Genomic DNA, 11,800 nt, shown 5'->3' on the forward strand with positions numbered 1-11,800 from the left:
CTGCTATACTTATCACTTATACTTTAACAACATTATTTTTTTTACCATATAATTATTTTGTTAATGCTAAGTCATTGTTGAAGTTTATTGTACCATCAATTCATGTGCTTATAGTTTCATCATATTATTTTTACCTTACTTTGCTGATATGGAGAAATGGCAGGATCCGGAAACATTAGCAATTTGGATAGCAATATTACTGGTGCTGGTCTTTACAATAATATTATTTGTTGTAAAGATCATGCATACAGGTTATAAGCGTATGGTGCAGGCCAACCTAAAGCAGGCACAAATGCAGTTAGAGCACCAGAAAAAACTGACTGAAACCAGCTTGCAGGCACAGGAAAAAGAACGCACCCGCATAGCGTCAGACCTGCACGACAGCCTTATTGGCAAGCTTACGGTAATCAGGATGAAAAGCCAGCTTGGGCTGCCGCTAACCGATATCGACAGCCTGCTGGGTGAAAGTATTACAGATGCCAGGCGTATATCGCACGACCTTACCCCGCCATTACTGGAGCAAACTGACATTGCCGATTTAATTGACAATATACTCGACCCCTGGCGGCAAAAAATGGATATTGTTTTTTATACCGATGTACGCACCTCACCTGATTTTCCTGCAAAAATAAAAATACAACTGGTGCGAGTGGTACAGGAACTTATAACCAATATTGTTAAGCATGCCGAAGCAACAGCCGTAACCGTACATTTGCGTGTAACTACACAAAATTCTATGCTTACAGTTAAAGATAATGGTAAAGGTTTTGATACTGCAATACTCAAAAAAGGGCTTGGGTTGCATAGTTTAGAAATGCGGATGCAGTATCTTAGTGCTTCCTATAAGGTAAAATCCAAACCGGGCAAAGGTACACGCACTATAATGGTTTGCCCGTATAAAAACGAATCCGATGAGTAAAATTACTTTAGCCATTACAGATGACGATGCACTGATTGTAAGCCTTCTTGAAGGTTATTTACAAAGAAGTGATGATATGGATGTATTGTTTACCGCAAATAGCGGCCCGGAGCTTATAGACAAGCTTAAAGCAGCCCCGGAGGTACCGCAGGTTTTACTGCTCGACTTAAAAATGGAGGGTATGGATGGTATTGCTGTTAGCGAATACCTTAAAATAAATTATCCCGGTATTAAGGTAATAGTAGTATCATCGCACTACCAAAAAAGCTTTATGGGCTTTATGCTAAAAGCAGGCGTATCGGCTTTTTTACCTAAAGGAGTAATGCCGGCAGAACTTGCCGAAGTAATAAGGGCGGTGGCTAATCAGGGCTTTTATTTTAAGCCGGAGCAGCTTGACGTGCTGCGGGGGCAGATTGCCCCAAAAGCCCCGAGGCCGGTTTTGCAGGATGATAACGCCCTTTCTGAAAGGGAAGTAGAAGTCCTTCGGCTGATATGCCAGCAAAAAACCGCCAAGGAAATTGGCGACCTGCTTTTTATTACACAACGTACCGCCGAAGGGCATAAAAACAGCCTTTTCGTAAAAACAGGCGCTAAAAACATAGCAGGGCTTGTTATTTATGCAATTCAGCACGGTATAATAAATGTTGACGAACTTCCTGTAATATAGCATTTTCACACTTTTTACTTACAGTTAAATATCTCGGTAAAATTACCTGTTTTTATAAGTCAGGTAATTTCTACCTGTGGTACAAGCCTGCATTGGCGCATCTTTGTATCAGGATAAGCAATGAAACATAAGTAATGCTAAATAACATAAATAGTAAATCCTGATTGAAAGAATTGCTGGCGGGTTTTTAATATGGTTCTGTTTTATAGCCCCCCGAACGTTATAAAAGCCAGGAATCATTAACTAGGGTGCCCGCCGGCTTCTTTTATCAAGAGAAAGATTTGTCCCCAAAATCACGGAAATCCATCCGACTATTTTTACTAAACGGTGTCTATTTTTATTCAATTTTTTAGATGTGTGAACAGCGGGTGTGAACCCGCTGTTTTTTATTGCTCACTTTTCCTGATTATCTGATTTTAATTACATTTACAGTGTATATGTAACAAATACCTCCTGTAAAAGTCTAAACAAATACTAATCCAAAATAAAATATACAAAATGACAGCACATGAAATAGACTACGAAATTTTTGGCGAAGAAATGCAGTATGTAGAAATAGAGCTCGACCCACAGGAGGCAGTTGTTGCCGAGGCAGGCAGTTTTATGATGATGGATAACGGCATTAGCATGCAAACCATTTTTGGTGATGGCTCTAATCAGAACCAGGGCGTAATGGGCAAGCTGTTTTCGGCAGGAAAGCGGCTGCTTACAGGCGAGAGCCTTTTTATGACGGTTTTCCTAAATGAATATCAGGGTAAACGAAAGGTAAGTTTTGCCTCGCCATATCCGGGTAAAATAATCCCTATCGACTTATCGCAATTCGGCGGCAGGTTTATATGCCAGAAAGATGCATTTTTATGTGCGGCTAAGGGTGTAACGGTTGGTATAGAATTTTCGAGGAAGCTTGGCCGGGGCTTTTTTGGAGGCGAAGGTTTTATAATGCAAAAGCTGGAAGGCGACGGCATGGCATTTGTTCATGCAGGCGGAACACTGGCACGTAAAGAACTTGCCGCTGGCGAAGTACTTAAAGTTGATACAGGCTGTATTGTAGGTTTTACACCAACCGTAGATTATGATATTCAGTTTGTTGGCGGCATACGCAATACACTGTTTGGTGGAGAAGGCCTTTTTTATGCCACCCTTCGCGGCCCAGGTATAGTTTATATACAATCTTTACCGTTTAGCAGGCTTGCCAGCAGGGTATTTGCCGCAGCGCCTCAGGGTGGTGGTAAAGACAGGGGAGAGGGAAGCCTTTTAGGCGGGCTTGGTAACCTGCTGGATGGCGATAACAGGTTTTAAATAATTTATAATTGCATTTTTTAATAGGATTGGCACTGCCAATCCTATTTTTCTTATATGCCCGGCATTCTATTTAACACAGGATACTTAAAATAACAGGGCTTGTTAACACCTGTTTGTAGTACCTCATAAAGGGCGGTTAAACTTCCGTTAATAATTGTAAAACAGTGAGTTAATCCTGATTAGCGCGTGCTACTTTTACAGTATTAATCCAAAAAAGAAGCCATTATGAGAAAGTTATTTTTAACGTTTGGAGCCTTGCTGGTATTTGGCTTGGCACATGCACAGACAGACACTACGAGCACCGATATGCAACGTACCCGTGCCGACAGAGCCCGTACTGATGCGGACAGGACAGGTACTACCCCTGAGCGCAAAAAAGACAATGCCGTTGACAGGACGAGGAGTAATGAAAGAAAGACGGAAACTAACACAACCCCGAGAACACGGAGTACGCCTGTTACACCGCCAACCACAAATTCACCAACTTTACCTCCAACAACCAATACGCCAACTATACCGCCACCGGCAACAAATCCGGGTAGCCCCGCTACACCGGCAGCACCAACAACACCGCCCACAGGCAGGCCTTAAGTTTTGATTGATGTATAGTATATCCGGCTCCGCATTGCGGGGCCGTGTTGCTTTGCTAATGTACTGTTAAAGTAAGTTTTACTGCTTACGATTTTTCTTATTTTAGTGGGATATAAACCAAACATATTTTTACAGATTATGAACCTGCCAGCAAACATAAAGATTCCGGAAGTGAAAAAGAATATAAGCGATTTTGAAAGGGCGGTTTCAGCACTTGGTGGGCTTTATCTTTTATATGATTCGCTTAAAAGGAACAGGAGCATACCGGAACTTGCCGCTGCAGGATTTATGCTCTTCAGGGGTGTTAGCGGTTATTGCCCCGCCACACAGGCAGCAGAAAATTTTCTTGATAAAAAGAGGGATAAAAAGCATAATTCCAACGTGAATATTCATGCGAGGCTTATCGTGAAAAAACCTGTAGAAGAAGTATATAATTTTTGGCGTAACCTGGGCAACCTGCCACTGTTTATGGAGCACCTTGAAAGTGTTACAGTTTTAAACGAATCATTGTCGGAGTGGAAAGCTAAACTGCCGGGTGGCATAGGTACAGTAGGCTGGAAGGCACAAATTGTTGGCGAAGAGCCAAACCGCTATGTAGGGTGGAGCTCTTTACCGGGTTCTGCTGTGCGTAATGCCGGTAAGGTAGAGTTTAAAGATGCAGGAGAGTTGGGCACGCTTATTCATATTGTGTTTTCATATCATGCCCCGCTGGGGTCGGCAGGAGAAGAAGTGGCAAAGCTCATGAACCCTGTTTTTGAGAATATGGTACGTAAAGACGTAATGGGCTTTAAACGCTTTATGGAAACCGGAACACCGGATAAAATAAGCCAGGAAACAGTAAAGATATATAGCTATTAAGATGCTAATATAGAGTATTTAACAAGCGGCAGTAGTGAAAACTACTGCCGCGCGTGTATTTGCATGTAGTTGCCGTTAGGGTCTTTAAATAAGGCATAGTAGCCGTGGCCTCCGGGTATTTCGGTTTTTTCAAGTATAATTTCACCGCCATTTGCTTTTATGGCCTTAAGGATGGCCGATACATCCTCTACATCAATTACCACCTGTAGCCCGGTCTTTTCGGGCGCAGGCATTAAAGAGGAGTCGAATGCGCCGCCGCGTCCGGTGTTGCCAATAGTATAAAAAGCATAGTGCCCAACCGTTACAAGCTCTATTCCCCAGCCAAAAACTTCAGTATAAAAATCAATGGCTTTAGTAAAGTCGGGTGCGGGTATTTCTATGTGGCTGATTGTGTGCAGGTGTTCCATAATGTTATTTGTTCCATGTTATTTTTTTTACAGACTCATTATCCTGTAGTACTGTAATCATATCCTTAAAGCTTTTACCGGCTGGTTTTTCCAGTTTTACCTCTATCAGGTTTACTTTTCCTGTTTTTGTTACTGCAATGCTGTTGTAATCTATACTGCTATCTTCTGTAAGCTTATCTAAAACAACTTTCGGATTCATATTACTTTTAGTAACTATTGTTATCGTCTTATTCTGGAACTTTCCCGAAAACATTCTCTGCAGCGGTTGCAGCCCCCACAATATTATAATAGAAAGCACGGTGGTTACAGATGCTGCAAAATACATACCGCCGCCTGTTGCCATGCCTATTCCGGCTACCGTCCATAATCCCGATGCAGTAGTAAGGCCCAAAACTGTTGCAGGTTTTAAGAATAATATAGCACCAGCCCCAATAAAACCGATGCCGCTTACAATTTGTGCAGCAACACGTGAAGGGTCAAGCTCTATATATTCATTTCCTGCTGTATCTGAAAAACCAAATGAAGAAACCAGCATTATCAGTGCAGAACCCATGCAAACCATCATGTGCGTACGCATACCGGCAGCCCAGTCTTTACGCTCACGCTCAACGCCTATAACCGCGCCGAAAACAGCAGCCAGTATGAGCCGTAATGATATTTCTTCCCAGCTTAACATAGGTTTTTAATTAAAGTTAAGAAATTTACCTTAAAGTTGAAACAGCCGGCCATACAACCGGCTGTTAATGATTACTTAAAAAAAGATGTTATTTTTCCTGAAGCTGCTTTACATAGTCGGGCAACCTGTAGCCATAAATAGCAAAGGTGGAAAATATCAGGTGCGCCACAAATAGCTGACGGTAGTATCTGTACCTTTCTGTCTTCGGCGGGTTTTTGCTCATCCGGAACATAATTTCCCATATAGCGATGCCTGCAACACCGCTAACCGCTCCTGCAACAACACCTTTGCCAATGGTTGGGTTTTGCAATGCTCTGCGATATAAGTAATAATAGGCAGCAACAAAAACAACCCCTTGTGCATAATGCCCAGCCCAGCCTATCGGGTTGGTTTCTTCATCGCCGGTTTCTGGCAGCACTTCGGCATCTTCAGCAAGCTCATTAAGTAAAGCAGGTTCTAAAAACTGTTCTTTTTCTTTTTTAGAAACCCAATAGCTGTACAATGTCATAAAAGTAGTGCCGATGGCGCCTGCAATTATAATTCGCTTCAGGCTCATAATACCAGGTTTTTAGAGTTAACTTTTAAAAGCTCGGTTAAAAGCTTGCCCGTCCGCTCTATCGCCTGGTTTATAATTTCTTTAGGCGAGCCATGAAATACTTCCCTGTGGACACAGTAACGGTTACCAGGCAGTATTATATGCAGGAATATAGTGCCTACAGGTTTCTCGTGTGTTTCACTACCGCCTGGTGCGGTAAGCCCTGTTACAGCCACTGCTATATCGCTTTTAAAATACTTGCCAAGTCCTTCGGCCAGCATTTTTGTTATCTCTGCCGATTCGGGTGTATATTTTTCAATCATTTCATCCGTAATCCCGAAAAGATCCTTTTTAGTATTGGCATCATAACAAACAATTCCGCCCAGGAACACTTTACCTGAATCTGGTATCAGCGAAAATTCTGACGCCATCCATCCTGCGGTGGCACTCTCTACAAAAGCTATCTTAAGCTTTTGCTCTGCCATTATCCTGCCGCATTCCGCTACTATCTCCAGTGCGGTATCATTTACCTGTGTTTGAATATCGCTTTCCATACTATTACTAATCAGTTGCAAAATCTTCTCCGTCATAATCTTCCGGCTCCCCTGGACTAAACTGGTCATCGTCTTCATGTTGCTTGCGCTTTTCATCTTCAGGCGGGGTTTCGTGCCTCTGGCTTTGCTGGTTGCGCTGGCTTTTGTGGTAGTTATCTTCTCCATACTCCTGGCCGCCGTGGTTACCCTGCATGGGGTTATCATTTAGTTGTGCCATATTATATTTTGTTTGGGTTAATCAGTATCTACTTCTCTCAAATTTCGTATTTATCATTATTAAATGTGTTACATCATTTTACTGAACAATTGTAAACATCTTTAATAAGAATCCCCCACAACTAAAAATAGCTATGGGGGATTCGGGTATAAAAATAGTGGAAGTCTATTTGTATTATCTCGGGTTTACCTCTGTTGTGTTATTACCGCCGTTACCGGTTCCTGTTCCTTGACCCGAACCCATAGAACCGCCGTCATTCTTGGGTGTTTTAGGCCCTAAAACCGGGTTACCATCGTTGCCGTTTAATACAGGCTCATCTGCATCGCCACGCTGCCCATTTGTTGCTCCGCTCCTGTTGTTGTTATTATAGGTTTGCACCGTGTCCATTGTAGTCCCTGAACGGGTGCCCGATTCTTCCATGTCAGCGTCTGTGCCCTTACCATAAATTTCGCCATTTATTTCGTCAGCATCGCTGGTGCTTTCCGTCTGGTTATTATTCCTGCAGGATGTTAGCCCGAGCGTGGCGCTTAATAAAACACCCATTGCAATATGTTTTAAATATGTAGTTTTCATAATTAATCTTTTTAGTTATAGTGTAAAACTACAAATACATAAGAATGCTTAATGCTAATAATATTGTAATTGGCACCATAATAACACTTTATGTTAATGTTGCACTAATTAGCATTGTCTTTACGCTTGCGGTACAGCGCCAGCAGCTTCATAAATAATATGATACCGCAAAGGCTGCCCGCTACAGCATTAGCAAGGATAATAGGTATATCTTTACGGATAACACCATATATAACCCACATAACCATACCCAGAAATAGCATTGCATATGTAGCTGCCGAAAGGCTTTTAGTAGATCGTGTTTTTATAACTTTTATAGTTTGCGGAATGTTTGCCCCGGTAGTAAGTACGGCCGCAAGAAGCCCAGTAATTTGTGTATAGTCCATTGGTGGGTTATGTAGGTTAGTTTTATTGCAGCTTTTTTTCATAATTATCACGCACATAACGGCTGATGTAGGTACTAAGCCCTTTTCCGGCATTGGCAAGCTGCTTCATTTTTTCAATGCTTTCTTTTCCTGCGCTGGCGTTAGTGTACAGATAAACAGCCTCATCGCCAAAGGCTACCTTAATATAATCATTGCCGGCCTCATAAGCCGCTACTCCTGAATTTCCGTTTAAATTCCGGTATTTAATCATGGTCTTGTTCACAGGTAATTAATCCGTGGTGCAGGAAACAGCATACTAAATGTAATAATCATAAAACACACTGCTGCCTTAATTAACGCGGCATTAACTTCGGGTTAACAGCCCCCTGCTGGTATTGTAAGTAACTTTCATAAAAATTTATTCAACTATGGAATTTAGAGATCTACACAACAAACCGGGTGTAAAATCGATATGGAGGTCATACTCTGCAGGCTCTGATTTTCCTGTGCTTAAAGGCAATATCACTGCAGACGTGGTTGTAATTGGCGGGGGCATTACAGGTATTACCTGTGCACAGTTATTAAAGCAACAGGGTTATAATGTGGTGGTACTCGAAGCGCTGAAAGTAGGAGGGGGCAGCACCGGGCACAGTACCGGAAACCTGTATGTAGCGACAGAGCAGGGTTTTGATGCCATACAATCTAAATATGATACCGAGGCGCTTAAAACAGTTATTGCAGCAAGGCAATATGCTTTAGATACCGTAAAAAACACGGTGCACCAATTAGGTATAGATTGTGATTTTGAGCCACGTAGCTGGTATTTGTTTGCTGCCGATGACACTCATGCAGGTAAAATTGATGATGTGCTTGAAGCAGGCACGGCTGCCGGTGCTGATATACAAAAGATTGCTCCGGGAGATATACCTTTTAAACACGTAAACGGGGTAAAGATGGATAACCAGGCGCAGTTTAACCCTTTACGCTATGTACAGCAACTGGCCAAAAATATGAATGCAGATAACTGCCGTATTTTTGAAGACAGCCGTGTTGACGAAATTGAAGAGGACAACGGGAGTATAAGGCTTAAAACAGCACAGGGAACTGTTACTGCAAAGTTTGCCATACATGCTACACATACCCCTAAAGGTTTTATGCCTGTGTACCAGTCATTACTGGGGCCATACAGGGAATATGGTGTTGCCGTAAAACTCGGTTCGGGGGCGTACCCTCAGGGTACATTCTGGGGTTACTACGGCAGTCAGCGGTTCTCTATACGCTCCTACGATCATGAAGGGGAGCGTTACCTGCTTGCGGTAGGGCAGCCGCATAAAGTGGGCCAGCATGAAAATAATGAAGAGAATATAGTTAATCTTGAAAAATTCTTAAAAGAACGTTTTGATGTAGATGAGGTTACCAACCGCTGGGGCGGGCAAAACTATAAGCCTGCCGACGGGCTGCCCTACATTGGCAGGAAGAGCGACAGCTCTAACCAGTTTATTGCAACGGGCTTTAGTACCGACGGGCTTATATGGGGAGTTGTTTCGGCGCAGGTAATATGCGATATGATAATGGGTAACGAGACAGAATACACCAGGCTGTTTCATGCCACGCGGCATAACCCTGTAAAAGCTGCAGGTAAATTTATGGAAGAAAACCTGAACAATGCCGGGCAGATTTTAAAAGATTACCTGCTGCCCAAAAGCAAAGATATGGACGACATAGCGGTAGAAGAGGGCAGGGTGATGGATGTGAACGGCAAAAAGCTGGCGGTATATCATGATATAACAGGCGAAATGAAAGCGTGTTCGGCTATATGCCCGCACATGGGCTGTGTGGTGCATTGGAACAATGTTGAGAAAACGTGGGATTGCCCCTGCCATGCATCCCGCTTTACAACAGATGGCTGTATAATAGAGGGCCCAACCCTTAAACCATTGCAAAAAGTGAATTTAAGCGATAAATAAACAAAAAGCCATTCTTTATTACAGAATGGCTTTTTTAGTTATAGTAAGACGAAAAAATAATTACAGGTCTAATGTATAAGAAAGTGTAAAGTTGTTGTTGGTACTTTCTATACGGGCAGGATCGGTAAGGCCTGTTTTAAACTGGCGGTAATCCATATCACGCCTTTGCCATGCATAAGCAAAGTCCAGCCTTGAGTTGCCAAAAGCAACGCCCACACCTCCCGATAACCCGGTAAGGTCGCCCATAGTAGTGCCATCTTTATAAGGGCTTTCCGCATATCGGTAACCACCCCTAAAGCTTACTGCTTTTACACGGTATTCGGCACCAACACGAAGCTCGCCCGCCATACCCAGCGTGTTGTTCAGGTCAAAATTAATATCGCTGTATCCGTTGCTTATATATTTTGTATTGCCATAATTTCTTAAAGAGTAATCAACACTCAAAAGCCCGCTTTTACCAAAAATATAGGCAAGGCTGCCTGTCCATTTTGAAGGTGTCCTCAGCGTATAGTCGTCCAGTACAAAAGTTATGAATGGGTTTACATCAAAATTCGATTCCCCGTTTGCGCCACACTCAGGGCAATAAGAGCGAAGGTTTTGTGTAACTTCATCCTGAAGCCTTAACCAGGTAGGCGATTCATAAGCCACACCGGCCCTCAATTCTTCAGTAATTTTCAGTATAGTACCCAAGTTAAAAGATATACCGCCACCATAGGTATAACGCTCGTTATTGAACTCAATCGAACGGAGTCCTTGTGGTGCGTTGGCATCTTCATAAAAACTTGAAGTTTGTATATAGTCTGTAAAATGTACATTTATGTTTGCACCCACATACAGCCTTTTCTTGAGTTGCGCCCCAAAATTAAGCGCTACCTTGCCATGAAAGCCGGTAGTGTTTACAATATTATCTTGGTAAAAATTAGCAGCAGTTGCATCATAATTAGAGGCATATCCTGTATTATTCGCAGACTGCGAAAGCGGGTCGAATATATAAGCGTTATACCCAAGGTATGCCTGTTGCTGGTTATATGAAAGCTGCTCATAGTAGCTGTCGGTAAGTGTGTTTAAAGGCACACCGTTAGCATAATTCAGGAAATAGCTGTCTAAAGAGTTGGTAGGGTTAATACCTCTGTAATAAATACGGTTATCAAAATTATTCAGGTTTTCATAATTGAACCCCAAAGTAAACTTATTCATTACAGCATTTTCATCTGCGTTGTTAAAAACAAACACGGCCCCCATCTGGTTCAGGTCGAAAGAACTGTCGTTCTCTGCTGTACCGGTTCCAAAATAGTTGGCTTCGTTCCTGATGTTTTGTACAGAAAGCGACATTGTACCGGAGTTATAATTATATACCGCAGATCCCGCAGGGTTTATCATAATGGCAGAAGGGTCTCCGCCCAGTGCGCCAAACGCACCGCCCATAGCCCTGAAACGTGCAGTACCGGTAATGCTTTCTGTTGTATACCGCATGGCATCGGCTGCGGTGTTAGGATCCTGCCTTTGTGCATACATGCCTGTTGCTCCCAGCCCAAGGGCTGCTAAAAATATATACTTTTTCATGTGATATTTTTTACTTAAAAAAAATCCCATGTTGCTTCTTTCAAATAACATGGGACTGATATGTTAACCTCTTCCGCGTCCGCCGCCACGAGAGCCACCGCCACCGCGAGAACCTCCTGAAGACCTTCCGCCGCCAAAGCTGCCTGAACTTCTTGAAGGGCTAACGGTTGAGCTTCTGCCTGGTGAGCTGCTCCTGCCTGATGAAGGCGTATAGTTACGGCTATTATTTCGAGATGAATTATTGTAAATACTTCTGCTGCTGTTCCTGCTCCTTGATGTGTTATAATCTGCATCGCCACGGCTCCTTACAGTACTACTGCTGTTATACCTGCGGCTGTTGTTGTTGCTAAAACTTCTCCTGCCGGCGTTATAATCTGACGATCTCCTGCTGTTATACCTGCCGTTGTTGTTGTAGTAAGAATTACGCCCCCCTGCATAGTAAGCCGAACTCCTGCCGCCATAATAGCGCTGGTTGCGGTAGTAATTGCCACCATAATAGGGTGCCCAGCCTCCGTACCATCCGCCATAAGGGCTGTACCAGTTGTTCCAGCCAAGGCCTACGCCCCAGCCCCAACCTGCATTCCAACCCCATCCGGTGTTCCAGCC

General features: G+C 43.1%; 15 protein-coding genes and 1 pseudogene. 6 read left to right on the forward strand and 10 right to left on the reverse strand.

Going from position 1 to position 11,800, the window contains the following annotated elements:
- The first annotated feature begins 148 nt into the window (after positions 1-148).
- The 5 genes from Q0K96_RS14010 to Q0K96_RS14030 all read left to right on the forward strand — a co-directional run bounded on the left by Q0K96_RS14010 (position 149) and on the right by Q0K96_RS14030 (position 4,337).
- A complete protein-coding gene (locus Q0K96_RS14010; RefSeq protein ID WP_297334605.1) occupies positions 149-919 on the forward strand; it encodes a sensor histidine kinase in 771 nt (256 codons plus the stop codon).
- A complete protein-coding gene (locus Q0K96_RS14015) occupies positions 912-1,586 on the forward strand; it encodes a response regulator transcription factor (RefSeq protein WP_297334606.1) in 675 nt (224 codons plus the stop codon). Before Q0K96_RS14010 ends, Q0K96_RS14015 begins: the two co-directional genes overlap by 8 nt.
- Positions 1,587-2,084: 498 nt before the next feature.
- Positions 2,085-2,885, forward strand: coding sequence for a TIGR00266 family protein (locus Q0K96_RS14020; RefSeq protein WP_297334607.1), 801 nt, complete (start codon positions 2,085-2,087; stop codon positions 2,883-2,885).
- Between the two features lie 228 nt (positions 2,886-3,113).
- Complete coding sequence (locus tag Q0K96_RS14025) at positions 3,114-3,479, forward strand: hypothetical protein (RefSeq protein ID WP_297334608.1); 366 nt, start codon at positions 3,114-3,116, stop codon at positions 3,477-3,479.
- A 138-nt stretch (positions 3,480-3,617) separates the two neighbouring features.
- Entirely contained in the window at positions 3,618-4,337 is a 720-nt protein-coding gene (locus Q0K96_RS14030) for an SRPBCC family protein (RefSeq protein WP_297334609.1), read from the forward strand.
- Positions 4,338-4,378: 41 nt separating this feature from the next.
- Here Q0K96_RS14030 and Q0K96_RS14035 read toward each other — a convergent pair whose 3' ends face one another.
- The 8 genes from Q0K96_RS14035 to Q0K96_RS14070 all read right to left on the reverse strand — a co-directional run bounded on the left by Q0K96_RS14035 (position 4,379) and on the right by Q0K96_RS14070 (position 7,935).
- Positions 4,379-4,744, reverse strand: a complete 366-nt coding sequence (locus Q0K96_RS14035) for a VOC family protein (RefSeq protein WP_297334610.1) — start codon at positions 4,742-4,744, stop codon at positions 4,379-4,381.
- Positions 4,745-4,748: 4 nt separating this feature from the next.
- Entirely contained in the window at positions 4,749-5,420 is a 672-nt protein-coding gene (locus Q0K96_RS14040; RefSeq protein ID WP_297334611.1) for an MgtC/SapB family protein, read from the reverse strand.
- Between the two features lie 88 nt (positions 5,421-5,508).
- Positions 5,509-5,976, reverse strand: coding sequence for a hypothetical protein (locus Q0K96_RS14045; RefSeq protein WP_297334612.1), 468 nt, complete (start codon positions 5,974-5,976; stop codon positions 5,509-5,511).
- A complete protein-coding gene (locus Q0K96_RS14050) occupies positions 5,973-6,509 on the reverse strand; it encodes a CinA family protein (protein WP_297334613.1) in 537 nt (178 codons plus the stop codon). Before Q0K96_RS14050 ends, Q0K96_RS14045 begins: the two co-directional genes overlap by 4 nt.
- Before the next feature lie 7 nt (positions 6,510-6,516).
- Entirely contained in the window at positions 6,517-6,726 is a 210-nt protein-coding gene (locus Q0K96_RS14055) for a hypothetical protein (protein WP_297334614.1), read from the reverse strand.
- Between the two features lie 493 nt (positions 6,727-7,219).
- The gene (locus Q0K96_RS15060) at positions 7,220-7,318 is read right to left on the reverse strand and encodes a zinc-finger domain-containing protein (protein ID WP_363317254.1); all 99 of its coding nucleotides are present in this window, start codon (positions 7,316-7,318) and stop codon (positions 7,220-7,222) included.
- An 85-nt stretch (positions 7,319-7,403) separates the two neighbouring features.
- Complete coding sequence (locus tag Q0K96_RS14065; protein WP_297334616.1) at positions 7,404-7,685, reverse strand: SemiSWEET transporter; 282 nt, start codon at positions 7,683-7,685, stop codon at positions 7,404-7,406.
- Positions 7,686-7,707: 22 nt separating this feature from the next.
- On the reverse strand, positions 7,708-7,935 hold the full coding sequence (locus Q0K96_RS14070; protein ID WP_297334617.1) for a hypothetical protein: 228 nt from the start codon (positions 7,933-7,935) through the stop codon (positions 7,708-7,710).
- Between the two features lie 157 nt (positions 7,936-8,092).
- On the opposite strand from Q0K96_RS14070, the gene Q0K96_RS14075 reads away from it, so the two are divergent.
- Entirely contained in the window at positions 8,093-9,631 is a 1,539-nt protein-coding gene (locus Q0K96_RS14075; protein WP_297334618.1) for an FAD-dependent oxidoreductase, read from the forward strand.
- A 60-nt stretch (positions 9,632-9,691) separates the two neighbouring features.
- Here Q0K96_RS14075 and Q0K96_RS14080 read toward each other — a convergent pair whose 3' ends face one another.
- Both Q0K96_RS14080 and Q0K96_RS14085 read right to left on the reverse strand, forming a co-directional pair.
- Positions 9,692-11,194 (reverse strand): transporter, encoded by a 1,503-nt coding sequence (locus tag Q0K96_RS14080; protein WP_297334619.1) that lies wholly within the window; start codon positions 11,192-11,194, stop codon positions 9,692-9,694.
- Between the two features lie 63 nt (positions 11,195-11,257).
- Positions 11,258-11,800 (reverse strand): annotated as a pseudogene (locus Q0K96_RS14085) (hypothetical protein); the annotation flags it as partial.

Origin of the sequence: Flavobacterium sp., from assembly GCF_024305175.1 — a bacterium.
Lineage (GTDB): Bacteria > Bacteroidota > Bacteroidia > Flavobacteriales > Flavobacteriaceae > Flavobacterium.

Coding starts and splice junctions, on each gene's coding strand:
- Q0K96_RS14055 (WP_297334614.1), bottom strand. CDS start 6,726: ATGGCACAACTAAATGATAACCCCATGCAGGGTAACCACGGCGGCCAG.
- Q0K96_RS14010 (WP_297334605.1), top strand. CDS start 149: ATGGAGAAATGGCAGGATCCGGAAACATTAGCAATTTGGATAGCAATA.
- Q0K96_RS14050 (WP_297334613.1), bottom strand. CDS start 6,509: ATGGAAAGCGATATTCAAACACAGGTAAATGATACCGCACTGGAGATA.
- Q0K96_RS14065 (WP_297334616.1), bottom strand. CDS start 7,685: ATGGACTATACACAAATTACTGGGCTTCTTGCGGCCGTACTTACTACC.
- Q0K96_RS14025 (WP_297334608.1), top strand. CDS start 3,114: ATGAGAAAGTTATTTTTAACGTTTGGAGCCTTGCTGGTATTTGGCTTG.
- Q0K96_RS14045 (WP_297334612.1), bottom strand. CDS start 5,976: ATGAGCCTGAAGCGAATTATAATTGCAGGCGCCATCGGCACTACTTTT.
- Q0K96_RS14070 (WP_297334617.1), bottom strand. CDS start 7,935: ATGATTAAATACCGGAATTTAAACGGAAATTCAGGAGTAGCGGCTTAT.
- Q0K96_RS14035 (WP_297334610.1), bottom strand. CDS start 4,744: ATGGAACACCTGCACACAATCAGCCACATAGAAATACCCGCACCCGAC.
- Q0K96_RS14020 (WP_297334607.1), top strand. CDS start 2,085: ATGACAGCACATGAAATAGACTACGAAATTTTTGGCGAAGAAATGCAG.
- Q0K96_RS14080 (WP_297334619.1), bottom strand. CDS start 11,194: ATGAAAAAGTATATATTTTTAGCAGCCCTTGGGCTGGGAGCAACAGGC.
- Q0K96_RS14030 (WP_297334609.1), top strand. CDS start 3,618: ATGAACCTGCCAGCAAACATAAAGATTCCGGAAGTGAAAAAGAATATA.
- Q0K96_RS14040 (WP_297334611.1), bottom strand. CDS start 5,420: ATGTTAAGCTGGGAAGAAATATCATTACGGCTCATACTGGCTGCTGTT.
- Q0K96_RS14015 (WP_297334606.1), top strand. CDS start 912: ATGAGTAAAATTACTTTAGCCATTACAGATGACGATGCACTGATTGTA.
- Q0K96_RS14075 (WP_297334618.1), top strand. CDS start 8,093: ATGGAATTTAGAGATCTACACAACAAACCGGGTGTAAAATCGATATGG.